This window comes from uncultured Methanobrevibacter sp. (genome assembly GCF_902774605.1).
Taxonomy (GTDB): Archaea; Methanobacteriota; Methanobacteria; order Methanobacteriales; family Methanobacteriaceae; genus Methanocatella.
The window spans coordinates 16668-42322 of sequence record NZ_CACYJE010000004.1; the positions used below are offsets into that span (position 1 = coordinate 16668).

Below are 25655 nucleotides of genomic sequence, written 5' to 3' on the forward strand. Positions count from 1 at the left end.
AAGTATTGTTATCTTTTTCAGTCATATAAACTATTGCCTTGAGCATCCATTGCCACGATGAGCGGTCCGAAATCCTTGACTTTAAGATTCCACATTGCTTCGGGCATTCCAAGGTCTAGCCAATCAACGCTTTCTATCTCTTCAACAGCATCAACATATAATGCTGCACATCCTCCTGTTGCAACCACATACAATGCCTCATTGCGAATCAGGGCTTCGCGCACGGTGTCATCCATTCCGCCCTTGCCTATGACAATCTTGGGACCCATGTCCAGCACGTCGCTTTGGTAAGGGTTCATCCTCATTGAGGTTGTCGGCCCGATGGCCACCATCTTATAGTTTCCATCCTCTTCAGTTATGATAGGCCCTGCATGGAAAAGAACAGCACCTTCAATGTCCAATGGAGCACCCTGTTCAATGAGACGCTTATGAGCCTGGTCACGAGCTGTTAGAATATTGCCTGTCAGATAAACGACATCACCGGCATTCAACTCTTTTAAATTTTCATCTTTAATAGGAACATTTAACTTTTTTTCCATTTACCACACCTTGTTCAAGTAAAAATTTATTTATTCTTAATACAAATCTATGATTATATAAAATTTTTTAATTTAATAAATTTAATGGCAAATATTTATTCTGGGGAAAAAATGTCAAGTATGAGCAGCGTGGCGGGACTATCAAAATACATTAAAACCCTGCCGAAAACTAGATTTACAATAATTGGAATAGTGATATTGAGTTTTTTAATTGGAAGCGTTTATTATCTAATCGATTTCATACCTAACCAGGGACTAATCCTTGATTTCATTTATGGAGGATTATTCGGTTTTATGGTATTGGGCGTATCATCCATCATGAGCGGTGCCCTGAACCAGCAGGTCATCAAGTCACTTCATGGAATCAACATGAAAATAAAGCATTCAATGTTCTTATCATGCATCTCCATGTTTATCCTAGGCGTTTTCATCATTTTAGGATGCATAATTTCCAGAATAATAAACATTGACATATTCATAAACTCCGCACTGTTCGGCTGCGTCATAATATACGGATTCAACACCCTGGTTTTCTGGGCAACATCCAAGGTCAGGTTCACTGCAGCCGCAATAACCGGTTTTATCCAGCCTATCCTGATTTTAGCAATGTATGTGCTGATATCATTCCTATTCGTGGACACCAGTTTCATGGGGCCTGTGCTCCTTCAGGTCATGCTGAAGGCATTGATAGCCTCAATAATATTTGTCCTAGCGATATATGCATTCATCACAATCATCGCATCCCCATTCAAAAAGAATCTGGGAATCGGAGTGCTGGACCTGTTAAGCCTATTTATTGCACACATGAATGAGGGATCAAATTCCCTTGAGGGATTGTTTGAAAACATGAGCGAAGCAATCGACACCATCGTCACTTTTGTCAGCTTCAAAACCGAAAACGGAATCAAAGCATTATTCATATCCCCCTCCGTTCATCCAGGGCCATTAGGAGACCTTGGAGGTTCAAACATGCCTACACTGCTTGCAAATAAGTTCGACCATTTCACAATGGTTGCCCATGGACCATCCACCCATGACTTCAACCCGATTGCGGTTTCAGAAATCGACAAGGTGGAAGATGCCATCAAGAACGGATTGGCCAAGGTGGAATACTCCCAGGACGCAAGCAGGTTCATCAGGTACAATTCAGAAAAGGCAAACATTGGAGTGCAGTTCTTCAATGAGGGAATGGTCATACTGTCCACATTCGCCCCAGAAGCGGTTGACGACATTGAGTTCGGAGTGGGATTGACCATGATGGCCCAAAGCAGAAACAAATGCCATGTTAAGGATTCCATAATTGTTGACTGCCACAATTCATTCACCCCTGAAAGCGGAGAGGTCCTTCCCGGAAACGCTGAAGTGTTCCAGCTGATAGACGTTATCGATAAAATCGACCCTGACCAGACCAAGCATGAAATCAAGGTCGGATGCCATGCCAATAACCTCAATGACATGGACAAGCAGGAAGGAATCGGGGAAAGCGGACTGAAAATCATAGTCATTGAAGTGGACAATCAAAGAACAGCATATGTCCTTTTTGACTCAAACAATATGGAGCGCGGATTCAGACAGGAGATCATGGATGCAGTGAGCGATTTGGAGATAGATGAGATTGAAGTCATGACCACTGACACCCACACCGTAAACACCCTCTCAAGAGGATACAATCCAGTGGGAATATCTAAAAGGGAAGAACTCATCGAACATGTTAAAATCAGCATAAAAGAAGCGATAGAAGATTTGGAAAAAGTAGAGGTTGGAACTGGAACTGAAAAAATTAGAAACCTCAACACTTTCGGCCCAAAGAATTCAACAGAATTGATTTCAACAATCAGTTCAGTGGTGGCCGTCAGTAAAATTATAGCTCCAGTCTTGCTTATTACAGCATTATTGATAGTATTTATATGGATTTTCTTCGGGGGACTATAAGTACATTGTGAATAATGTATAAGCGATTACCCAAACGAAGTAAAATGGTGCAATACCATCCCATAGCCATTGGGTGAATCCTGAAATTTCATCCCCTGCCATTCTTTGACAGGCTTGACCAACAAAATACAGGATAATAAGTGCAATAAAGAATGCAAATATATCATTTTTGAATCCGAACCAACCTAAGGTCAGTGCGGTTGAAATGAACGCTGCTATGAGTGCCGCAATAATGTGAATACTAGTAACTTTTATAGTTGTGTCCATTCATATCCTCCTAAAATTAAATAGATTAATATAATTTTAGTTATTATAATATATTAAAGTATTGATTGAACAAGGTGTTAAACAATGAAGTCCATGTCTAACGTTGACATTTATACAGTAAGTAATGAACTGAATAATTTATTAAGCGGAGCTAGAGTCGACAAATCATTCCAGCCAACGAAGGATATTGTCGTGATGAGATTCCACGTTCCCGGAACCGGCAGAATCGATTTGGTTATGCAATGCGGTTCAAGGATACATACCAGCCAGTACCCTCTGGAAAACCCTACCACCCCGCCGACATTCCCCATGCTTTTGAGGAAAAGAATCAAGGGCGCGCATGTCGAAAGCGTAAAGCAGCATAACTTTGACCGCGTGGTTGAGATAAGAGTTAAGAAGGACAAATATTACACAATCATCGTGGAATTGTTCGACAAGGGAAACATTATCCTTCTGGATGATGAGAACAACATTATCCTGCCGCTTAAGCGCAAGCATTGGAGCAGCCGTGACATCAGTTCCAAAAAGGAGTACGTTTTCCCTGAAGAGCGCGGAATAAATCCTATCAGCGTTACTGAAGAGGAATTCAAGGACCTGTTTAAGGACGCTGAAAGCGATGCTGTAAGGACACTTGCAAAGAATGGTCTTGGAAGCCTGTATGCAGAAGAGATCATCAAACGTGCAAATGAAAGCGTCGAAATCGATAAGAACACTCCAAACAGTGAAATAACCGATGAGCAGTTAGCCGGACTTTATAATGGATTTAAGGACCTGTTCGATAATTTAACCGATGACAATGTCAAGCCACAAATTGTTAAAAAGGATTCCAAGGAAGATGTTGTCGCATTGGACTTGAAAAAATATGAGGATTTTGAAAAGACATATTATGAATCATTCAATGAGGCCTGCGATGAGTTTTACTCCAAAAAGGTCAACGCCGACATAAAGAGTGTCAAGGAGTCAGCCTGGAACAAGAAGGTAAACAAGTTTGAAAAAAGGTTACGTTTACAAGAAGAAACACTTGATAATTTTTACAAGACCATCGAAGATAGTCAACATAAGGGAGAGGTTATTTATTCTAATTACCCGACAATCGAAAACATCATTAATGTTGTAAACCAGGCAAGGAGTAAAGATTACAGTTTCAAAGAAATTGGCAAAACATTGAAAAAAGCCAAGAAGGACGGAATGCCAGAAGCCCAAATCTACGAATCAATAGACAAGCTGGGAGTATTGACACTAAACATTGATGAGACATCATTGATCATCGATCCAAAATTGACAATACCTGAAAATGCTGAAAACTATTATGAAAAAGCTAAAAAAGCAAAAAGAAAAACCAAAGGTGCCCTAATAGCTATTGAAAATACCAAAAAACAATTGGAAAACATCAAGGCCAAAAAGGACATTGCAATGGAGAAAATCGACGTTCCCCGCAAAAGGGTTAAGAAGAACCTCAAATGGTATGAGAAATTGAGATGGTTCATAAGCTCAGACAACATACTGGTCGTTGGAGGGCGCGATGCAAACAGCAACGAGAACGTGGTTAAAAAATATCTCGACCCGAACGACATATACCTGCACGCAGACATACATGGTGCGTCATCAACTGCCATAAAATTAAACGGGGCCAAGTTAAATGACAATATCCTTAAAGAATCCGGAGAGTTTGCGGCATCATTTTCATCTGCTTGGTCGTTGGGCTTCTCATCACAGGACGTGTTCTGGGTTCATCCCGACCAGGTTTCAAAAACCCCCGAAGCAGGGGAGTTTCTGGCGAAAGGATCATTTGTAATAAGGGGCCACCGCAACTACATCAGGGGAGCCAGGGTGAAACTGGCCGTCGGTATCGTTGATTATGAAGGAAAAAGAATCATGGCCGGCCCAATAGAAGCTGTTGAAGCACACTGTGACAATTACGTTGTAATAAAACCAGGATTTACAAAAAAAGAAGCCATAGCTAAAAAAATCATCAGTAAAATAAACGAGGACGACCTATTGACATTGGATGACATCATACGTGTCCTGCCGTCCGGAAAATGCGACATTGATGAGGAATATCATCAAAGAAAAAAAATATGAAAAAAGTTAATCCTGATAATCTTCAGGATTATACTCATAATATTCGTCAGGATTCATGACCACTACATCAATATTAGGGTTGAACTGACTTACGAAATTAGCGAAAATCGCAGGGTCTTGTTCTATTGGCGGGAAGGTATTGTAATGCATTGGAATGACCACCTTAGGGTTCATCCACATTGTACCGAGAGCCGCTTCAAAAGGACCCATTGTGAACTTGTCACCAATAGGAACCATCACGATGTCAGGCTTATAAATCGCGCCGACAATGTCCTTCATGTCACCGAACAATCCGGTATCACCGCAATGATAGATCTTGGTTCCGTCTTCAAAGGTTATTAAAAAGCTTGCAGCGACACCGCCGGGAACTATCTCCTCAACCATGTCAATGTCTGATGAGTGTTTAGCTTCAAGCATTGTGAATTTAATATTTCTGAATATGAAGGAACCGCCTATATTAACACTAATGTTTCTTATACCTTGTTTTGCCAAAAAGAGTGAAATTTCATGGATACATGCTATAGGCGCATTGGTGCTGTTTGAAATTTCCAATGCATCACCAAAGTGGTCTGAGTGTCCATGAGTGAGCAAAATAATGTCAGGATTCAATTCCTCCACTGGAACCTGACAGGTGGGATTATTGCTAATGAACGGGTCAATCAGTATTTTCACGTCATCATCGGTGATTATCTCGAAGGCTGAATGGCCTAACCATCTTATATCCATTATGCAGCACCACCATTTGCATTAGCGAGAAGAATCTTATCGTCCAGGGCGGATGCAATACTCCAGGTCTTTTCAAAGTCTGCCCTGATGTTTGAAATGGACATCCTGTCGTTATAGATTGCTCCGTATTCCATATCATCCTTTCCTTCGGAGATGATCATCGCATATGAATCATCTGTTATCAGGTTGATTGTGTGCACCTTAGGCACGGTCCTAATGTGAACCCCTTGTTTTAAAAGAGAGGATATTAGGAACATGTAGGACATGTCTGATACGTCAAATTCGTTTATGATCACTCTTGAGTAGATTGTCGGAACATGTGATAGGAACCTGTCTGACAGGTCATTCAATGATGGAATTTCAAGCATTATCTCCTTGGTGACATTGACCGCCAAGTTGTCGAATGCTTCCTGGGATGTCAAGACTCCTGTGTCTGAAAGAACATAGCTGTTCAATGATTTTGGAACAGGCAAGCTTTCAGGATGATTAACATCTATTTTTATGTCTCTTGGAACAGCGTCAGGAGCAACTTGAGTTTGAGTATCTATGACTGGCTCAATTACCGGTTCTTCCTGGGCCAATGCCCTTTGAATTTCTTCAGTCTTATTGACTGGCTCTACAATGAATTCCGGAATCTCTTCGGCCACATGTTCGGCAGAACGCCTTTTAGGAGACCTTGTAACCTTCAACGGCTTTCCGTAGTGAGGAGTGAACTTGAGCTGTTCATACTCCATTTCATTCTCTTCCTGCTGTGGAGCAACATTCAGCACAGCCTTTGGATTTTCCTCCAATGATGATCCCAAAAAGTCACGGGTGGATAGGTTTTCATATTCATCCACGTTTAATTCAGCATAATCTTCTTCATCATATTCATTGTAATCTCTGCGAATTTTTAATGGACCTTCATTTTCATTTGATTTTCTTTCAAATCCTTTAAATGAATGAGAATTGTTTTCTCGAGATTCAATGAATTCTTTAATCATATTAGTTGTTCTTGTAGCATTTGAATCGACAAAATAGCTAACCAGTATTATTATTCCCACAATTGCAATAATAATACCCACTATTATAAGAAGGTCTAAAAGGTTATAGACACTGGATTCATAAGCTATGAGAACACCAATAACAAATAAAATAAAACCTGAAACTAATTTTATTGTATTTCCCACGTTTTCACCCTTATCAATTATTATCACTCTATTATTTAACTATTATTTTATTTATTTAACACAGTTTATAAAGTTAATGGAAAAAATAATAATTCTAAATAAAAAAAAGAAATCAAGTAATACTTTTTAATAAAATAGTAATATTAATATACTAAGAAAACAAACATTTATATGGTGGAAAAAATGTCAAAACTAAAAAAATTTTTCAAAGAAAATTCCGGCCAAGGAGCCGCAGAGTACATACTCCTCTTCGGAGGAGTGATAGTTATTGCATTGCTTGCTTTAACCATCTACAGATCATACATGAACACCAGCGATGTCAGTTTAAAGGCAAAAGACGACATCATAGATGTTCGAAACACCATACTTGACAACAGAACCCATGTCTAAGAAAAAGCTAGACAACAAAGGCCAAGGAAGCGCCGAACTAATCCTCATCATAGGAGGGCTAATAGTCATTGTGCTTCTGGTCGGAGGTTACATGTCAAACATAACAGAAAAAACACAAAACAACCTTCAAAACCTAATAAAACAAGAAAGAGATTTTATAATAAATAAAATATGAAAAATGAGAGTATCACTCTCTATTTTCCAACCAATAAATTACTTAAAATTTCATTCCATGATTCAGAATTAATATTGTTCAATTTCATTGCTGTTCTGGACAATACCCTGATATCCTGAGGGCATGCAGTCACACAGGCGCCGCACAGGTTACAGAAGTCCAGGTTAGTAACAGATTTTCCATCAACAATACTCACCGCATTACATGGACACACATCAAGACATGCATGACATGAATCACCCTTACATACCTTTTCATCGCTTTCACTTAATTCCAAAGTACCCTCGAATGGTTTTGTAATTGTGATTGCATCGACAGGGCAAATTTCAGAACACCAAGAGCAGTTAACGCATGAACTTTCTGAAATGAATGTTTCACCGGTTATCTCAGGAACTTCAATTTCATCCCTCAGCATGCAAGTGGAACAGATTTGCTTGATTGCATCTTCCGGACATACTCTCTTACAAACTCCACAGAAGATACATTTATCCAGGTCCACTTCGATTGAATTGTTCAACACATCAACACTGGATGTGGGAATATTGTCAATAGCAATTGCTTCGGCAGGACACATGTCCGCACAGAAAGAACAATAGATGCATTTATCCCTATTGATTTCAATTTCTCCCCTAACCAGGTCTACAGGATTAGGAAGTCTTCTTTCAAACAGTATGGAATCCCTTGGGCACACTTCATGACATCTTCCACAGTATATGCATTCTCCATCATGCACACTTGATTCAACCTCCCAAACAGGATAAGCCTTAATATCTTTAACGTCAGTTCCATCAATGGTTAAAGATAGTGAATCAAATGGACAGGCTACAGAGCATAATCCACATAACACGCATGAATCAGCATTAATGGAAACCAAATCCATTTCTATCAATCCACGTGCTATAGGTACAATGGGCCCTAATCTTAATGAATCTGTTGGACACACGCCAACACATATTCCACAACCTACACAATTCTTATCTTTGTAAGATAATTTACGGTGTTCTTCACCCTCTCTTTCAATATTAAACATATTATCCCTCATGCTTTAGATATGGCTTGATTTGGACAATTTTGTATACAAAGATCGCAATCGTCACAGTTTTCAGGGACGATTTTCACATCGCCGTCTTCCTCTATGATTGCTCCTTGTTCACAAAGTTTAATACATAATCCTTGCACTGGACAATCTTGGATGTGTCCGCAAGCATCAGCGTCAATTTTTACTGCCATATAACCACCTCAATTTTACATAAAAACCGGAGTTTCTATGTCAATTATATTATTTATCGAAATGCACATATAAACATATCGATTAATTTTTAGATTATTCGATGAAATTCCCATTCTGATTAATTTCCCCACGCCTAATCCGTGTTGATGAAATAGGATTTCCATCATAGGCTAACACAAAACTAACAACAACAATATCAAGAGGTTTCATGCCTTTAGAAACTCTAATCTCATTAATCTTAACTGCAGTAGGTTCAGTCTCCTCACTGACAACAATAGCATCAAAATCAGGATCATAAATTGTAGTGCCGTAAGGATCCTCTAAGGGAATGACAATGAAATTGGACTTATCTGAAAAAAACGATTTAAGATTACTCATTCTCTCCTTACATGAATCAATATCGCCCTTCAAACCCCCGAAGGCATCTGAAGTAACGCCAATTTCAATTTCGCTACCAATCTCAAAAGCAGTCGATAACAATTTCTTATGACCGTCATGGAACTTGTCAAAGGTCCCGCCAACAGCCACCTTAGAATATTTTTTAGAAGTCATGATATTGTCCTAATTAGCTTAGTAATTAAATCTTTATTAAAACTTCTATAAATCATTAGCTATAAAAAAAAGAAAATTTGAAAAATTTTAAAAAAAAAAATAATAAAAGTAGTTAATTAGAATGAAATACTTGCAGAGATACTCTGAAGCTTATAAGAGTTCGTATTCCAATTAGCCACTTTTCCTAACGAGTTTCTAGAACTTGTCGCATCAGCCACAGTCCAAGTGTTACCGATTAACACCTGGGACCATACATGCCCATATGTGCTTCCGCTTGTGAAGGTACATTTACCGTGGACATATCTGGCAGCCAATCCTGAAGCTCTAAACATTGCTACGAGCAAATGTGTGTGATCTACACAATTTCCAGTTTTAGCCTTCAATGTGCCAACTGAACCGTATTTAGTGTCATAGTAGAAACTATATGAAATGGTGTCCCTTACATAAGTATAGATTGCATTAGCCTTTTCCTTATCGGTTTTACTATTTTTAGTCAACTTAGAAACTAACTCTTTAATTAAAGCATTGTTAACATCGCAGTTAGTAGAAGCTGCCAAGTACGCAGCCAAATCACCAATAGTGTTTAAAGGGTTTAGTTTGCTAGATGAAGATGAACCTGAGAAGGATTTGACCTGCACATAAGACGGCATCTTATTCTTGCTGCCGTAAGATGTGAGAACATCCGCTAAACTGTAAACTACACCTTTATAACCAATAGTTCCAATTTTTGAACTGACAGAATTAGGCATTACACCCTTGGATTCCGCAGTTTTCACAACACTTTTAGCCACTGACTTATAATCCTTTAAGATTCCCAAATTAGCAGCAGCTTTAGGTTTAGTTGGGTTTTCCACATTCTTGACGCTAATTGCATTTTTGTTACCTGCCTTCAAATTCACGATTGCCTTGGAAGCCAAGTACAGGTATTCGGCGGTTGGAAATGTGACATCCCCTATTTTAACACTAGAAGGTAACTTTTTATTCTTGGAAATGTACTTCTTAACGGTTTTAGAAGCCTTTACAATATCCTTTACAGCCACCTTGTTTACAACAAATACCTTTGATGATCCAGAGTATGAATCATGCGAATACTTGATTGCATATTTTCCTTTAGACATCTTGTCCAAAGTGATTTTAGCGATACCTTTTGAACTGGTCTTGACGGTAGATGTTTTACCGTTCAAAGTGAACTTGACTGAAACCTTCTTGAGAGGGTTGCTGTGACCGTCCACAAGCTTGATTGAGTATGTGTCACTGGCGCCGGTGGAAAGGTACATGTCTTCAGCGACGAATTTGGTACCGTCAACTAAAAGATGTTTTGACACCTGTTTAGATTTATAGCATGGATCGGCAACTGTTGATTTGATTGAATAGTAACCAACACCCTTAGTGATCTTCAACTTTGCAACACCATTTGAATCGGTCTGGTAAATGTATGACTTGCTGCCGATTTTGGATTTTACAAATACGTTTTTAAGAGCCTTGCCGGAATTATCCTTAACGGTCACCTTATAGTATGAGCCGTCGTTTTTCTTCATCACCAAATTCTTTGCCTTGATAACAGCATGTGCCTTTACAATGATAAGCTTGCTGGAACCGTGACTATAGTCTCTTGAACCCTTTTCGGAATAGTAGTATTTAACCTTGTACAAACCAGGGTTAATGTCCTTTATAGTCAACTTGGCAACTCCCTTGGAGTTTGTGGTTTTAGTGTAAGTCTTACCATTGACCTTGATTTTGACTTTTTCCTTGTCTAATGCTTCACCCTTGGATGTGGTTAGCTTGACCTTAAATTTGGATCCGTCATTGTAGTCCATTGCTAAAGTGGAAGCGGTTATTTTTGTTGCCGCACCCTTGACAATGACTTTGCCTGAACCTGAATCGGAGCGATAATTCTTATCGCCGGAATACTTGAATGATATTTTATGAGTACCTTTAGAAAGAACAGGAATAGTCAATGTCGCTTTCCCATCCTTATTGGTCTTTACGGTTACTTTTTTCTTATCTAAAGTAAACTTGATTTTAGCGTTCTTGATTAAGACATTGTGCTTTGATTTTAAGGTTACGGTGAACTTGCCCTTTTCCTTTAAAATAACATAGACCTTGGCGGATTTTGCATTTAATGAAGTCTTGTCCTTTTCAACCACAATATTATGTGAAACCTTCTCTTTGGAGTATGGGTTGGTTGCGGTTACAACATATTTTCCCACACCCAACTTAACCTTAAGGGTGGCGACACCCTTGCTGTTAGTTGTTTCAGTGTAAGTTTTACCATTTAACTTGAAGGCAACATTTGTATTAGCCAATACTGAGTTACCTTTCCAAAAGGTCATTTTATAATTGGATGTGTATCCATAGTATTTTTTCAAATCACTTCCGCTTATTGATGACAACACCTTAACCTTTTTTGAAAGGGATGATGAAGAGTAACTGCCGTCCCCTGCATAAGTGAGTGCAACGTCATAGGTTCCGACTGCCAATGCAGCAGTCTTTATTGAAGCTATGCCTTTTGCATTTGTTTTTGCAGAGTATGTTTTACCGTTCACCTTTAATGAAACCTTCTGATTGGCTAATGTCTTGCCTGAGTTATCCTTCAATGTCACATCGAAGTAGGTTGCAGATTTAGCATAGTGAGCATTTGATATGCTCAGGCTTGTGGACACTTTTTTGGTAACGCTTTTGTTGGCAGTGCTAGCAGCGCCAACCTGATCATTGCTTGAAGAGTCAGCAACGACTTCATTGGAACTTGAACTAGATGTGCCTAAAGTGTTATCAATGGTCCCTGAACCATTTTGGGAAGTTGATTTTTCCTGACTATTATCCCCATAATATGAATCAGTGCTGTTGACAGCATATTCACTAGGATAATTTCCCAAATTATCATCATGAGAATTAACTATATTAGTTTCTGAGATAGAATCCTCGCTAGAAATTTCTAATTTATCTTGTGTAGACAATGACGAGTCATCGTCTTCTAAATTTGAATCTTCTGTATCTGAAACATTGATTGATTCAGTTGCACTAACCGCCCCTACCGCTAGGAACAGCATTAACACAAGAGATATCAACAATGTCCTTTTCTTTATCGAAATTTTTCCACCTCTTGGTTCTCATTACGAAAATTTTTATAGTAAAATATGATTATACTAACAAATAGTATTTCATAATGAGTGGATAAAGATTATTTTCCTTATCTTATATAAATGTTTTTAAAACTTTAAAATGTGAAAAACAAATTAAAATTGCTTAAATCAATGAAAAAAGATTAAAACTTCATATATACACCTAATGAAGCAATAAAAAGGATAAAATTAAATATGGTATAATCATATTTCTTAAATTTTAAATAAAAATTTTACAATTCCACGAAAAATGAATAGATTATGTGATGTCCATTCATAATTAAATTTAATATTCATGAGAAAATTATTATTAAATTGAAAAGATAACTTTTGGAAAATGAAAAATTGATTGGTAAATAAATTTTTAAATTGAAAATAACTTATTTAATTGAAAAAAATAAAAATACTAATGTAAGGCGAAAGCGGATGATTTTATGTTGAGTGAAAAAAACACATTCCAAAAAAACTACAAGCGGGTGGACCTGCGGTTCGGATTATGCTATCCGAACGTTTATAGAACTGCAATGTCTTCATTAGGTTATAATATCCTGTACAACAGCATCAATGAACGTGAAGACACTTGGTGTGAAAGGATAATTTTTCCAGGCATAAAATCATTAGAATCAAATACTCCCAGCAAATATTTTGACATTCTAAGCTTCACGCTTCAGTTTGAAGAAGATTATTTCAATGTTTTGAAAATGTTAAAAGACGCTGAAATACCATTGAAAAGAAGCGAACGAGGAGCCGACGACCCTTTGATAATTGCTGGCGGACCCTGTGCCACTGCAAATCCCATGCCCCTATCCGATTATATTGATGTTTTCATAATTGGCGAGGGAGAAAATGTCATGAATGATTTTATAGACTCATACCTTGACAATCCCAACAGGAGCCTTCAGAAGTATTTGGATGTCGATGGAGTTTACATTCCCGAGTATGACAATGAAACCAGAATCGCAATCGTCAATGACATGGATGATGCATACCACATCACCAACCCGATAATCAGCCAGGGGGATGATGAAACCCATAGCGTGTTCAACAACACCATAATGCTGAACGTGTCACGGGGCTGCACCAGGGGATGCAGGTTCTGCATGGCAGGGTACCTGTACCGTCCGATGAGGCAAACCAATTATGAGAAGCTCATCGACATTGCAGTTGAAACCAGAAAAAACACTGGATTCAATAAGATAACATTGATCGGTGCGGCGGTTTCAGACTATCATGACTTGGACATGCTGATCGATGGGCTTGAAAAAGAGGGCTTTCAAATTTCAACGCCATCGCTTAGGATCGAATCCATCACACTGGACACCTTGAAAACATTGAAAAAAAGTGGACTTAAAACCATTACTCTTGCTCCGGAAAGCATTGAAAAATTAAGAAAAGTTATGAATAAGGACATACTGGAAAAACAAATTTTTACAGTAATAAAAAATGCTGTTGATTTGGATTTCAATATCAAATTATATTTCCTGATAGGGATTCCTGGCGAGACCCATGATGATGTAAAAGAGCTGTGCGAGTATATGAAGAAAATTGCGGATATGCACACAAACATTAAACGGGTGAAATTCAGCATCAATCCAGTAATTCCAAAACCCCATACACCATTACAATGGGAAGGTTATGATTTTAAAGACATTAAAAAGAAAACCCGGTTTATACAAAAGGAAATGAAAAATTATAATATAAAGTGCGAAAGTCCTAAAAAAGGACTAGTCCAATATATATTGTCTTGTGCAAATAGGCAAGTTGGTGCGATTATTGAAAAGTCCTTGACAAAAAATATCACAATGAAAGAATGGAGAGAAAACACACCCAAATATGATATAGACGACACTCTGCCATGGAACAAAATCGATACTGGCGTAAGCGAAAGATTTCTGAAAATAGAGCATAAACGATTGAGAAACTTAAAACAGACCCCATGGTGCGAAAAATCCCCCTGCTACAATTGCGGATCCTGTGAAAAATAATTACTAGAAAAAATTAAATTTACTATAATAATATATAATATATAATATAATACGCGAGGTAAAAAATATGATAAATCCTGCAAGCAGAACAAAACCAATAGAATTGTCACAGATAAGAAAAATGTTTGAAGCAACAAAGCCAGGTGCAATAAACCTTGGAATTGGAGAACCAGATTTCGATGTGCCCCAAAACATCAAGGATGCAATGAAAAAATCCATTGACGACAATGACACACATTACAGTCCAAACCTCGGATACCTTGAACTGAGAGAGGAAATCGTTAAAAAATTCAAAAACGACAATGGAATAAGCACCACTCCTGAAAACGTCATAGTAACTGTTGGAGCAAGCGAAGCATTATATGCAAGTACACAAGCATTCATCGAATCAGGCGATGAAGTGCTCCTGCCAAATCCTAGTTTCCTACTATACGAATCAGTGATTAACCTTGCAGGCGGAAGCATCATCCCAGTTGACTGCAAGATGGAAAACGAATTCAAACTAAAAGCAGAGGATGTGCAAGAAAAAATCACAAATAAAACAAAAGCCATAATACTGAACTCCCCATCCAATCCAACAGGAGCAGTAATGGAAAAAGAAGACATCAAAGCAATAGCAGATTTATCAATGGACCATGACTTCTTAATAATATCAGATGAAATCTATGAAAAAATCATTTACGACAAGAAGCATTACTCCCCAGCAAAATACAGCGACAATGTAATTACAATAAACGGATTTTCAAAAACATACGCAATGACCGGATTAAGAGTGGGGTACTTAACCGCCAATGAAAACTACTCCGAAGAAATATTCAAAATACATCAAAACAGCATTGCATGCGCCAACTCCACTGCCCAAAAAGGAGCAATAGAAGCCCTGGCAGGTCCACAGGATGAAGTGAATAAGATGGTGGATGAATTTAAAAAGAGAAGAAACCTCATCGTTTCAAGGCTGAATGAAATGGGATGTGAAACAGTGAATGCCGAAGGTGCATTTTATGTTTTCCCGAAAATTGAGGATGAAGACTTCGTTAAAAAAGCAGCCGATGCAGGAGTAATCACAGTTAACGGTGCAGCATTCGGATCAAATGGTGAAGGCCATGTTAGAATGTCTTACGCCAACTCATATGAGAATATCGAAAAAGCAATGAATATTTTAGAAGAGCGTGTAGTTAATGGATGAATTAAGAAGTGAAGGCGGGAAAAAAGCTGCAAAAATAGCAATAATCGCCAATTGTATCCTAACCATTCTGAATATTGCCGTTGGAATATTTTCAGGCAGTTATGCATTAATATCCGAGGGAGCACATACCCTTTCAGATGTTGCAACCTCAATCATTGCATATCTGGGATTTGTAGTGGGTCAAAAGCCTGCTGACGAAAACCATCCAATAGGCCATGGGCGCGCAGAAGCAATAAGCGGATTGGTGATTGTAGTATTCTTGGCCCTGATAAGCTATGAAATCATCACCGGAGCAATTGATAAAATACTGCATCCTTCATTAATCACCATTCCAGACACTTACGCAGCAATAATGGCAGTTGTCGGAATCCTTGTTAATTTAAAGATAAGCGATTACATAATATCCATCGGAAAAGAGATAAACAGTCCAGCAATAGTGGCTGATGGCAAACACCAGAAAACAGATATTTTCTCCTCAGTAGCCGTGCTGGTCGGTGTAGGGGTTTCCAATATGGGATACCCGATACTAGACCCAATTATAGGGTTAGTGATAGGATGCCTAATCATCAAAACAGGCTATGAGATTGCAAAAGAAAACATTGACAATATCATGGGCAAGCTTCCATCAGAAGAATTGATAACTGAAATCAGGGACATCGCCAATGAAGCGGCAAAAACAAACACTGCACATGACATTAAAATAGATTACCTTGGATCATATGCCCTCGTTACATTGCACATTGAACTTGATGGAAACATGAGTTTAAATGAATCGCATAAAATAGCACATGCTGTTCAAGAAAGCATTGTTGATGAGATACCTATAGTCAAATCGGCAGTTGTGCATACTTGCCCTATAGGATTAAAGTATGATCATAAACAAGAAATAGATAAATAATAATAAAAGCGCCGGGACGGGGATTTGAACCCCGGAGGTCGTGAGACCATCGGATTAGCAGTCCGACGCCGTACCAGGCTGGGCCATCCCGACATATGAAAAACAAGTATAATAAGATATATGTAAAAACTTATTAATAAACTTAATCATTTATTTAAATGGCATGTTCAGAAGTGGACTAATCTCAAAAATATAAGTGATCTAAAAATCCAACTCCACCCCGGGATTCTACAAGCATTGAAATGTTAATAGTAGAGCTGCTCCCTTCCGGGCCTGACCCATTCCCATATCGAAGATGACTAATTTTTACCCTCCAGTAAAAACTTCATCACCACCAATCCTGCAGGACGAGGTTTCTATATTGTTTTTCTAGGCTTATACTCTCTTAAAAAGCCGCCTTCTGAACTTCAACCGCACCAAAGGGGGTGTGTGCTTACAGAGGACCCCTAACCCTCCAGTCTAGCCAATAATAATATATGATGTTACTATTATATAAATGTTATCAAAAATCTAATTACTAGAATAAAAAATAATTACTAGAAATTTAATGAAAACTTATTCCAAGAAAAAAATATTTTTACAGTAACTAATTAAAAATGATTAAAATTAAATAAAATAAAATAAAAATAAGGGAAATTAAAAAATTTCCTGAATAATATCTCCATCAGAAATAATACCAACTAATTTTCCCTCTTCAACAACCGGAAGTTGATTTAAAATACCTGAAGAAGAAACACCTTCTTTCATAATCGTAATTGCATTTTCAAGAGTATCCTCTGGAGAAACTGTAACCACTGAAGTAATCATGATTTCTTCAACACTAGTGCCCAACTCATACTTATCCAATATGAGATTATGGCCAACATCAGTCGCAGTTATTATGCCAATCAACTTATCGCCCTCAACAACTGGAAGAGAACTGATCCTATATTTCATCAATTTTTCAAATGCATACACCACATCAATGTCGGATGTGGTTGTAATTACATCTTCTGTCATTATGTCTTTAACTTTCTTATTCAACATCATCATCAACACCAAATTTCTCTAGGATATCACCCACCATCGTATCAATGGTTTCATTAATATCCACATTGTCAATTATATGTGTATCATGAATTTTAGCCTGCTGCACTAAAAAGTTTTGTGTCTTACGGATTGTTTCAAAATTATCCATATATCTCTCAAGAGACCTTTTAACCCAAGGTTGCCTGCATCTTGAATAGAATCTTTGCTTATGAGCCTCCTCATCCCCAACAATCAATGTAAATATGATAATATTATTATTTTCAAGCAAATCTTTCCTGATAAATCCAGGAACAACATGAACTCCCTCAATAATGGTACTTATCCCTTCCTTAACTGAACGTTCGATGATTGCCTCAATACCTACATTAACAACATCAACATGACTTACGAACCCTTCAATCACTGAATCTATCCTAATGGAAGGAGTTCTGATAGCCTCATAAGCATCAAAACTTGACTTATGAATTACTGGACTCAACTCCTTGGATACGATTTTCCTCATTACCTCACGAATCATATCAGTACTTATTAAATTCTTTAACCTCAACCTGTTTGCCAGCTCAAAAGCCATTGAAGAGGTTCCAACACCGGAAGCCCCACCAATCAATATGATCAATGGTTTTTTAGATGTTCTGAGAGATCTCCAATGCTTGTATCTGATAGCAATCTTAGGGTCAATTTTTTCCAAATGGTTCAAAACAACATCCGCCAAATCAGCGCTGGAAATTTCAGAAATATCATTTTTTATTAAAAAAGCCTCAATATCACTTGCTATATCATGCGCCCGTTCAATTCCAATATCTGCAACATTGAGAGATCGAGACATTATTCCTTTGGAAAAAGGTTCCTTATACAATTTGCCGTCAACATCTCCAGTAACCCAAATCATCATAATCACTCATAAATTATATGATTTTATATATAAAATTAATGTTAAATAAAATTTTTCATTTGATTTTAATAGAAATTGAACAAAAAAAGAAAAAAAGAAAATAGAGATATTCATTCATCTAATGAAATGATATCTATATCATAATTGGAGCCATCTTTAATGTCAATTAAAACTGCCCCGTTGTCCTTGAGCATGCCTGGATTTGCCACGTCTGTAGTATTACCTATTTTACTTAAGGACCTTGCTTCGTGAATATGTCCACAAAGATTTATTTCAGGCTCGAATTCATGAATGGACTTTTGAATTCCAGAACTGCCCACATGTTCCCCATTTTCAACCCTATCAGCTGCAGTATTGAATGGTGGGGCATGGGTAACTAATATCCTTACTTTAGGAACATCTGAATTGTAAACATAATCATAATTAGCCAATAAGTCATAGACTTGCCTGTAGATTTTGTCGTCGTCCATTTCTCCAGGAGTGTCGAATGGAGTTGGATTTGATCCTCCAAATCCGAAAAGTATTGCATCACCATAAGCGATAATGTTGTTATGGAGACAGAAAGAAACTTCATTAATGGCATTGCATATTCCATTAGGGTCACAATTTCCAGGAATAGCAATGACATCCACGCCACAATCTGCCACTTTATTTATGAATGTTTCAACGAAATCCAAAGGTCCGAAGTCAGTAATATCCCCTAGAATCAAAACTAATTCAATATCTTCATTGTTTTTCAGGTAAGTGTAGAGGTTTTCGTTTTCTTCACCATGAACATCACTAACTGCTAAGATTTTAGTCATTTAATCACCTTATTTTATTTTATTGTTCTAAAAAGAATGACCCCATTTCCTGTACGCCTGCTTTGAGGTCTTCCTTATCACCATGTAATTCGACAGTCACATCATCCTCAAATTCTATGATGAGACCATTCCATTCTGCAATTTCTTGAACTCTTTCCTCGGCTAAAGGAACTTTTAAGTTAATTCTGCCTGTTGTCAAACCCGGAGGAGTGTTGGCTAAGAATTTTGACCTTGATTTTGCAAATTGAAATACTTCTTTTCCTTGCATTGCCTGCTTTAACAAGTCAAGCCAATGGTCAACATATTCTTCATCTTCATGTTCTTCAGCCAATGTTATGAGTGTCGCTTGAATATTGTTTAAGGACATTTCAGCCTTAGCTAAACCATTGATCAAATCAGGATGGGTTGGATCTCTTTTATATGAACTGACAGATGATCTTATCAATCCCATCTCAGGGTTAATTCCACTTGGAATTTCATATCCTTTTCTGGTCAGGTCGGATATTAAATGCTGGAGAACTAACCAAGTTTGTTCAGATGGTAAGTTCATAAATGTCCACCTATAATCTTTAAGGTTGTGTGATTGATTTTAGCGTCAGCGTCTTTTAGTTCAGCTTCGATTTCACTTATGCTGCTGTATGAATCAAGGAATAATACGTGATGTGTTGAAGTTCCAGCAATGTTTAGAATTGCAATTTCATCACTATCTTTTATTTCTCTTTTATCTATTGTTGCTTTGAATTGTACGTAAGGTTCGTATTCTTCAGGAAGGTCTGAATATTTGAATATTCCGTCTAATGTTGCTACAAACATAATTACACCTCTTTTTTATATTAGTTTATTTTATTTAACTTCTAGTATATAAACATGATTACGAATTATTCGTAATGATACAAACAAAAAAAATTTTTGATAAAAAAAATAGTTATCAAGAGTAGATAACTATCCAAAATGTGTTTTCAATGCCTAAAAAAATAAAAAAGTAAGGATTGAAAAATCCTTAGATCTATTCACCTAATGCTTTTTTGATAGCAGGGGTTGCATCAATTTTTTGAGCATCGAAGGTTAATTCTTCAGCAGATAATCCCATAGCTAATCCGTATAATTGAGCTAAGTGGAATACTGGTAATGCGAAGTCAGTTCCGTATCTTTCGTTCACTTCAGTTTGACCTTGGTCAAATTGCATGTGACAGAAAGGACATACGTTAACGATAGCGTCAACGCCTGCTTCGGTCATGTGGTCGAGTTTTTCTTTAGTGAAACTGGTAGTTACATCTAAATCTCTTGCTCTTAAACCTCCACCTGCACCACAGCACATCATTTTGTCTTTGTAGTCTACAGATTTAGCACCGGTAATTTCTACGAGGTCATCTAAGATTGATGGGTTTTCAGCTTGATCTTCGATACCGATTTCATCGGTAGGTTTTAAGAAGTGGCAACCGTAGTGTACAGCAACATTTAAGTCTAAAGGTTTTTCGATTAATGATGCTAATTTTTCAAAACCAACGTCATCTCTTAAGATTTGAGCAAAGTGTTTTACGTTAGTGGTTCCTTTGAATTCTCTGCCGATTTCAGCTAAGTTAGCGTTGACTTTTTCTCTTTTTTCATCATTTTCTTTTAACATGTGGTTACATTCGAATAATGAACCGAAACATCCATTACATTCGGTCATGATGTCTGCACCCATGTCTTCAGCAATAGTTAAGTTACGAGCTGCGATAGTAGCCCAGGTTTCTTCATCGAAAGAACCGAATACACCAGGAGCAGGACAACAGGATGCTCCTTCCATGTCAGTTAATTTGATATCTAATGCTTCGAATAATTTTCTGGTTGCTTTTTCTACACCAGGATAACGGTTGTTCATGATACAACCTAAGAAATATGCAATTTCCATATTATAACTCTCCTCATAAATCTATTCTTTTAATCCGCCGGTTGCTTCATCGTAACCGATTAATTCATCAAATGCGGTAAGTTTACATAATTTTTGTACTTCTTCTAATGCTTCTGGATAACTGTGAGTTGTTGGTGGCAATTCAGAAAGTCCAATTTTAGCTCTTAAAGCTTTAGCAGCATCGTTAATAGGTACTGCGTGACCGGTGTTGATTACGTATACTCCAGTCATTTTGTGAGGTTTTGCCATGTAACCTGCGTGAGCTGCGATGTTACGTGCTTTTTTGATGATTTCTACAATTTTAACACTTCTGAGACATCTTTCTTGGCAGGTGTAACAGGTAGTACACATCCATAAAGCGTCGTCAGTGATAACTTCTTCTTTTAATCCAAGTAAACATTTTCTGACGATTTGTCTTACTTTGTATGGAGTTCTTCTTCCAGAAGGACAACTTCCACTACAGGTACCACATTGGAAACAGTGTTTTACAGTTTCGATTCCAGCATCAATGAACTCAGCAGTGAAATCTGGATCACGATTACTATCATTTAATAATTCTTTATCAGTCAATAAAGTCATTTTATCTCTCTCTTTATTATTTGTTTTTTCTTCAACTTCCTCGACATCTTCTTCAGGAGCGTCTTCATCTTCTTCAACAGTTTCAGTTTCTTCGACGATTTCTTCAGCTTCAACAGGAGCTTCAGTTTCCTCGACAACTTCAACTTCTTCCACAATTTCTTCGGATGAATCTTGAACTGTATCTTCAACAGTCTCATCTTCTATAGGTTTGATGTCTTTTTTGAAAGTTAAATCAACATTCCTATCTCCAGATTCGGTTACAGTTTCTTGTTTGGTTATAGAAACTTCTTTTTCCTCATCGGAAATAGTAACTTTTATGTTTTTTGAAGATGCAACTTTGACATCATTAGATGTGTTTGATACATCAGTATTGATGTCAGTTACTTCATTGTCTCCTTTAAACAAGGATTTTAGACGATTTATTATAGACATTGAAAACACACCTTGGATTCTCATAGGTTATTCCCTCAAATCCATACTAATACTCTTTAAAATAATATATATAAAGCTTACTAAAATTTTGAGCAGTGTAACCTAAAAGATTACACAAAATGAAAAATTTATTTAAACCTAAAAAATCAAATAATACTATAATACAAAAAAGGAAGAATCAAATGATAAGAAAATTTGAAATAAAATCACATGACGGACCTGGAAGAATCGGCAAAATCGAGGGTGAACTGACACCGAAACTATTCTCAAAAAAAGATTTGAAAATAGCTCCAAACGAAGGTTCAGCATACAACATTGACCGTGAAATTGCCGAGTTTAACGTTAAGGAAACATTGAGACTTGCCAAGGAGAACGTGGACGAATGCGACATTGCAGTAATCCAGGGATCAAAATATTTGGATTTGAGAGTCAAATGCCTAAAAGAACTTGAAGAAATAGGATACAACGGTTTCATCATAGCCAACGCTGACAGCCTGCTCACCAATCCAAGAGACCTTGTCGAGCTAGTCGTCAACCTTAAAAAGCAAGCCAAAAAAACAAGCTACTTCATATTCCCATTCACTGAAGTTTCATTCATGCCCATACTAACCTACATGGGCATCGACGGGTTCATGGTTGATTCCGCAAACTACTACAGCCACCTGAATGTGCTTCAAACCCCAACCAAGGCCTATGACTTGAACGCATACCCCATTTATGATGAGATAAGTCAGGAAGAATTAGAAAAGAAAAACATTGAATACATGGAATTCACAATCCGTGAAATCCATGCGCACATGAAAAACAGGTCATTGAGAAATCTTGTGGAGGAACGTTCCGGAACAACACCCCAGAACATCTCAACCCTGAAAATACTTGACAGGACACAAATGGATTACCTTCTGGAATACACCCAATTATTCTAGTATCCTGAATGATTCAATCATGTTTTTGAATTCGCCTTCGGACTCGCCTGAAACATCAAGGGTCCTCAATTCAAAAATATATATTATCTTATTTTCAATGAACACATAAGTGTGCATGTCAAAGTTTATTTCGGGAGTGTCCATGTTTGCATGAAGCTTGATGGCATCCATGCCTGCAATCTGGACAAAATCACATGCAAAAATTTGCCCGCCATCATCTGAAATTGCATTTTCCATGAAAACCTTATAGTCGTCCAGGTTAGTTGCAGTCGGAAACATCACTGCATTGACCAGGTTGCCCTCTCCCTTGGACAGTGTTGCGATGCAATCGGGATTGGAAATGATATCCGCCTTCTCCACTTCCCACACGTCAGGATACTCGAAGCTGACCTTGCCTGTGTTGAACGTCCTCATAGGTCATTCCTCTTTTTTTGATGAAATCTCAATGGTTTCGGGAGCGTCATCATCCTCATCTAGAGTGTCAATATATTTGGAGAATGGTTCTGGAAGTTTAGGCATGACCTCCTTTAATATTTCAGCCGCATCGAGCTCCAATGCCTGGCCTGAAAGGAATTGCTGAACGTCAAAGTCAAAGTCAAATGGCTTGAGCAGATCATCGGTAGGCACTCTTAAATTGATCTTATTCTTATTCAACAACATCTTAATGGTGCTTGTGTTCCTGATTTGATCGTTCATGTCCTCAACAGTGCTTTTTATATCATATGCTATGGCCTTGTTCTTCTCGTTGACCTCATGCTTGGTTTTTTCAATTGACTTTTCCAAATCCTTAACTAGCAATGCGTTTCTCCTGTTGATGTTGTCCCTTGCCTCATCAATAACAACATTAATTGCATTTAAAATGGACTTGTTCAGCTCGACATTGTATGCCAGAATCATCTTGTTCTTGTAGTCAAGCTCCTTAAAAATAGCGACTCTTTCGTCATTGATTACTTTAATTTCCTTATTCAACTCATGAATTTCATCCTTGGCCTTGACAAGCTCCTCCTTGTCAGTCAGTTGGTCCTTAAGTGAATCCACATCATCGAAAAATGACCCCTTAAGGGTTTGTATCTGATTTTTAAGCTGCTCTATCTCGGCATCCTTGCCTTCAATGATATGGTAAAACTCGTCAAGCCTTTCATCTGAAAACTGATTGTCCAATAATTTTTCATAATCCTTTTGGGACAATACTTTTACTAAGTCGTCATCTTCAAAAGGATCCTCTTTTTTAAGACTGACCTGTTTCTGTTTTGATTCCTTTTCAACAGTATTGCCATCCTTATCCTTACTAGTATATTTTTTAGTATATACCCGTACAGTTCTAAATTCATCACTTTCCATTATTGACACCACTCTATATTAATAAATTAGATAAGTATTAATTTAAATAGTTAATGCAAAAAAAGAAAAAAAAGAAAAAAAAATTTTTTCACTTATCCTCTTTTTCCATCCATAATAACATCGCTTCCTCGATTGCCTTGGAATACCAACCGGTTTTAAACAGCATCTTGGTGGAAGCCACTCTCCTGAAATTCAAGTCAATGTCATTATTGATGCTGATTGTAACACGTCTGTTTCGAGTCATACAATTAAATTGCATACACTAGTTTATAAATGTAATAGGTTTTTCTCAAAGCATTTTGACACGAAAAAGTTAATATTGTTCTTTTACAGTAAATTTAATAATTACATGGGATTGTTATGAAAACAGCCACCACTCCAATTTCACAAACAGGCAGCGTTAAAAAAAGTTTGTCTTGATAAAAGATGTTGGCTGTTGGAATCCTAATTTCAAGCCTCATATAGGAATTCATAGTGTTTTATGCCATCTTCCAAATATTCCTCAGAAACTTTTTTAAACCCCAAGCCAATGTAGAAATCTGTCAAATATGCCTGGCCGGACAACCTGATTTTATCCTTGCCCAAATCATCAGTTATGAATTCAATTGCCTTTTCCATCATTGCTTTTGCTATTTTTTGTCCACGATATACCTCTTTAACGATGAGCCGTCCGATAGCCGTTTCATCATATGCCACGTTTTCGGGAAGAACTCTTAAAGCGGCCACGATTACATCATTGTCTTTTAAGAACAAATGATATGCGCTCTGGTCTTTACCGTCCAGGTCCTGGTAAGGGCAATTCTGTTCAACTACAAAGACTTCCAATCTCAATTGCACAATCCCATAAAGCTCATCCAATGACAGTTGATTGAACTGCTTTAAAACCCATTCCATTCCATCACCCATTTAATCCAAAGGCAAATGTTTATTCCTTACCTTGTCTTTTAGAGTTTCCAAATCATTTGAAATGATGAATATCTTCTCACCGTCAACGAATGTCTTATAGCTCCAGCCGTCGCCGTATTGGGATATCATATAGTCGCCGTCGATATGATTATCGCCTGAGTCCTCCTGAGTTTCCACATTGGAATCATTGGAGCTGTTCTGTTCAATCAATACTCCATTGAGATTGTCGATGGATTTGGAAAATTCATTAAATACTGGATTATCCATCTTTCCTTGAACATACCAGTTTATGACCACCCCGTAATCAATGCCTACATTTAGAGATGCCTTATAGAATGATCCGTGTTTGCGATATTCCTCCAGTATCATTGAGGAGTACTTTTGAAAATATTCAAATGGATAGTTGTCATATCTAATCTGTTCGTGCAGTAATATTGATTTCAAGGAATTATTCCTTTGCTGTAAATTATTTAATACATCTATTCGGTTCATTAAGATTATTTTGGATTTTGAAGCATATAAATCTAGTAAGTTATTTAAGGATTGAAATGCAAATATAAGTATACAAGTAAACTAATTTGTTTATTTTGAGGTGTATA

The 25655-nt window shown here is 37.4% G+C and carries 28 protein-coding genes, 1 tRNA gene and 1 other RNA gene; 8 read left to right on the plus strand and 22 right to left on the minus strand.

From position 1 onward, the window contains the following. Positions 1-17: 17 nt before the first annotated feature. Positions 18-539, minus strand: coding sequence for a FumA C-terminus/TtdB family hydratase beta subunit (locus tag QZU77_RS01605; protein WP_295599015.1), 522 nt, complete (start codon positions 537-539; stop codon positions 18-20). A gap of 111 nt (positions 540-650) precedes the next feature. Here QZU77_RS01605 and QZU77_RS01610 point away from each other — a divergent pair, with 111 nt between their 5' ends. Continuing rightward, entirely contained in the window at positions 651-2471 is a 1821-nt protein-coding gene (locus tag QZU77_RS01610; protein WP_295599018.1) for a DUF2070 family protein, read from the plus strand. On the opposite strand, the gene QZU77_RS01615 is transcribed toward QZU77_RS01610, so the two are convergent. Beyond that, on the minus strand, positions 2466-2738 hold the full coding sequence (locus QZU77_RS01615) for a hypothetical protein (RefSeq protein WP_295599021.1): 273 nt from the start codon (positions 2736-2738) through the stop codon (positions 2466-2468). The two genes, QZU77_RS01610 and QZU77_RS01615, sit on opposite strands and share 6 nt — an antisense overlap. A gap of 84 nt (positions 2739-2822) precedes the next feature. Here QZU77_RS01615 and rqcH point away from each other — a divergent pair, with 84 nt between their 5' ends. Next, positions 2823-4820, plus strand: coding sequence for a ribosome rescue protein RqcH (rqcH, locus tag QZU77_RS01620; protein ID WP_295599024.1), 1998 nt, complete (start codon positions 2823-2825; stop codon positions 4818-4820). 6 nt (positions 4821-4826) lie between these two features. On the opposite strand, the gene QZU77_RS01625 is transcribed toward rqcH, so the two are convergent. Next, positions 4827-5546, minus strand: coding sequence for a metal-dependent hydrolase (locus QZU77_RS01625; protein ID WP_295599027.1), 720 nt, complete (start codon positions 5544-5546; stop codon positions 4827-4829). Beyond that, on the minus strand, positions 5546-6715 hold the full coding sequence (locus QZU77_RS01630; protein WP_295599030.1) for a hypothetical protein: 1170 nt from the start codon (positions 6713-6715) through the stop codon (positions 5546-5548). The genes QZU77_RS01625 and QZU77_RS01630 overlap by 1 nt, the downstream gene beginning before the upstream one ends. Before the next feature lie 183 nt (positions 6716-6898). Between QZU77_RS01630 and QZU77_RS01635 the strand changes: the two genes are divergently transcribed. Together QZU77_RS01635 and QZU77_RS01640 are read left to right on the plus strand one after the other, a co-directional pair. Further along, positions 6899-7105, plus strand: coding sequence for a Flp family type IVb pilin (locus tag QZU77_RS01635; protein WP_295599033.1), 207 nt, complete (start codon positions 6899-6901; stop codon positions 7103-7105). Further along, the gene (locus tag QZU77_RS01640; protein WP_295599036.1) at positions 7098-7280 is read left to right on the plus strand and encodes a class III signal peptide-containing protein; all 183 of its coding nucleotides are present in this window, start codon (positions 7098-7100) and stop codon (positions 7278-7280) included. The genes QZU77_RS01635 and QZU77_RS01640 overlap by 8 nt, the downstream gene beginning before the upstream one ends. A 19-nt stretch (positions 7281-7299) precedes the next feature. Here QZU77_RS01640 and fwdF read toward each other — a convergent pair whose 3' ends face one another. The 4 genes from fwdF to QZU77_RS01660 all read right to left on the minus strand — a co-directional run bounded on the left by fwdF (position 7300) and on the right by QZU77_RS01660 (position 12113). Then, complete coding sequence (gene fwdF, locus QZU77_RS01645) at positions 7300-8310, minus strand: tungsten-dependent formylmethanofuran dehydrogenase subunit FwdF (protein WP_295599038.1); 1011 nt, start codon at positions 8308-8310, stop codon at positions 7300-7302. A gap of 8 nt (positions 8311-8318) precedes the next feature. Then, on the minus strand, positions 8319-8510 hold the full coding sequence (locus QZU77_RS01650) for a 4Fe-4S binding protein (RefSeq protein WP_295599042.1): 192 nt from the start codon (positions 8508-8510) through the stop codon (positions 8319-8321). Between the two features lie 94 nt (positions 8511-8604). After that, entirely contained in the window at positions 8605-9063 is a 459-nt protein-coding gene (locus tag QZU77_RS01655) for a phosphopantetheine adenylyltransferase (RefSeq protein WP_295599045.1), read from the minus strand. A 116-nt stretch (positions 9064-9179) separates the two neighbouring features. Beyond that, positions 9180-12113 (minus strand): Ig-like domain repeat protein, encoded by a 2934-nt coding sequence (locus QZU77_RS01660; RefSeq protein ID WP_295599048.1) that lies wholly within the window; start codon positions 12111-12113, stop codon positions 9180-9182. A 506-nt stretch (positions 12114-12619) separates the two neighbouring features. On the opposite strand from QZU77_RS01660, the gene QZU77_RS01665 reads away from it, so the two are divergent. From QZU77_RS01665 to QZU77_RS01675, 3 genes are all read left to right on the plus strand, one after another. Further along, positions 12620-14170 (plus strand): radical SAM protein, encoded by a 1551-nt coding sequence (locus tag QZU77_RS01665; RefSeq protein WP_295599051.1) that lies wholly within the window; start codon positions 12620-12622, stop codon positions 14168-14170. Between the two features lie 67 nt (positions 14171-14237). Then, complete coding sequence (locus tag QZU77_RS01670; RefSeq protein ID WP_295599054.1) at positions 14238-15356, plus strand: pyridoxal phosphate-dependent aminotransferase; 1119 nt, start codon at positions 14238-14240, stop codon at positions 15354-15356. After that, positions 15349-16254 (plus strand): cation diffusion facilitator family transporter, encoded by a 906-nt coding sequence (locus QZU77_RS01675; protein WP_295599057.1) that lies wholly within the window; start codon positions 15349-15351, stop codon positions 16252-16254. Before QZU77_RS01670 ends, QZU77_RS01675 begins: the two co-directional genes overlap by 8 nt. 9 nt (positions 16255-16263) lie before the next feature. Here QZU77_RS01675 and QZU77_RS01680 read toward each other — a convergent pair. From QZU77_RS01680 to hdrC, 9 genes are all read right to left on the minus strand, one after another. After that, positions 16264-16347, minus strand: a tRNA-Ser gene (locus QZU77_RS01680). A gap of 62 nt (positions 16348-16409) precedes the next feature. Further along, positions 16410-16724: signal recognition particle sRNA (gene ffs, locus QZU77_RS01685), an RNA gene on the minus strand. Between the two features lie 166 nt (positions 16725-16890). After that, positions 16891-17283, minus strand: a complete 393-nt coding sequence (locus QZU77_RS01690; RefSeq protein ID WP_295599060.1) for a CBS domain-containing protein — start codon at positions 17281-17283, stop codon at positions 16891-16893. Further along, positions 17270-18172: a 2-phosphoglycerate kinase gene (locus QZU77_RS01695; RefSeq protein ID WP_295599063.1), complete on the minus strand. Its 903-nt coding sequence runs from the start codon at positions 18170-18172 to the stop codon at positions 17270-17272. Before QZU77_RS01695 ends, QZU77_RS01690 begins: the two co-directional genes overlap by 14 nt. A 113-nt stretch (positions 18173-18285) precedes the next feature. Continuing rightward, positions 18286-18978, minus strand: a complete 693-nt coding sequence (locus QZU77_RS01700) for a metallophosphoesterase (RefSeq protein WP_295599066.1) — start codon at positions 18976-18978, stop codon at positions 18286-18288. Positions 18979-18997: 19 nt separating this feature from the next. Next, positions 18998-19528, minus strand: coding sequence for a DUF2096 domain-containing protein (locus QZU77_RS01705; RefSeq protein WP_295599069.1), 531 nt, complete (start codon positions 19526-19528; stop codon positions 18998-19000). Continuing rightward, a complete protein-coding gene (locus tag QZU77_RS01710) occupies positions 19525-19791 on the minus strand; it encodes a DUF749 domain-containing protein (RefSeq protein ID WP_295599072.1) in 267 nt (88 codons plus the stop codon). Before QZU77_RS01710 ends, QZU77_RS01705 begins: the two co-directional genes overlap by 4 nt. 193 nt (positions 19792-19984) lie before the next feature. Continuing rightward, the gene (gene hdrB, locus QZU77_RS01715) at positions 19985-20872 is read right to left on the minus strand and encodes a CoB--CoM heterodisulfide reductase subunit B (RefSeq protein WP_295599074.1); all 888 of its coding nucleotides are present in this window, start codon (positions 20870-20872) and stop codon (positions 19985-19987) included. A 21-nt stretch (positions 20873-20893) separates the two neighbouring features. Continuing rightward, entirely contained in the window at positions 20894-21883 is a 990-nt protein-coding gene (gene hdrC, locus QZU77_RS01720; RefSeq protein WP_295599077.1) for a CoB--CoM heterodisulfide reductase subunit C, read from the minus strand. A gap of 182 nt (positions 21884-22065) precedes the next feature. On the opposite strand from hdrC, the gene QZU77_RS01725 reads away from it, so the two are divergent. Next, positions 22066-22809 carry an archaeosine tRNA-ribosyltransferase gene (locus tag QZU77_RS01725; RefSeq protein ID WP_295599080.1) on the plus strand — a complete coding sequence of 248 codons (744 nt, stop codon included), beginning with the start codon at positions 22066-22068 and terminating at the stop codon, positions 22807-22809. Here QZU77_RS01725 and QZU77_RS01730 read toward each other — a convergent pair. From QZU77_RS01730 to QZU77_RS01750, 5 genes are all read right to left on the minus strand, one after another. After that, positions 22801-23223 (minus strand): hypothetical protein, encoded by a 423-nt coding sequence (locus QZU77_RS01730; RefSeq protein WP_295599083.1) that lies wholly within the window; start codon positions 23221-23223, stop codon positions 22801-22803. The two genes, QZU77_RS01725 and QZU77_RS01730, sit on opposite strands and share 9 nt — an antisense overlap. A gap of 3 nt (positions 23224-23226) precedes the next feature. Continuing rightward, a complete protein-coding gene (locus QZU77_RS01735; RefSeq protein WP_295599085.1) occupies positions 23227-24150 on the minus strand; it encodes a hypothetical protein in 924 nt (307 codons plus the stop codon). A gap of 88 nt (positions 24151-24238) precedes the next feature. Next, positions 24239-24394, minus strand: a complete 156-nt coding sequence (locus QZU77_RS01740; RefSeq protein WP_295599088.1) for a hypothetical protein — start codon at positions 24392-24394, stop codon at positions 24239-24241. Positions 24395-24600: 206 nt separating this feature from the next. Next, entirely contained in the window at positions 24601-25044 is a 444-nt protein-coding gene (locus tag QZU77_RS01745; RefSeq protein ID WP_295599091.1) for a GNAT family N-acetyltransferase, read from the minus strand. 12 nt (positions 25045-25056) lie between these two features. Further along, complete coding sequence (locus QZU77_RS01750; RefSeq protein WP_295599094.1) at positions 25057-25548, minus strand: hypothetical protein; 492 nt, start codon at positions 25546-25548, stop codon at positions 25057-25059. Positions 25549-25655: the final 107 nt, after the last annotated feature.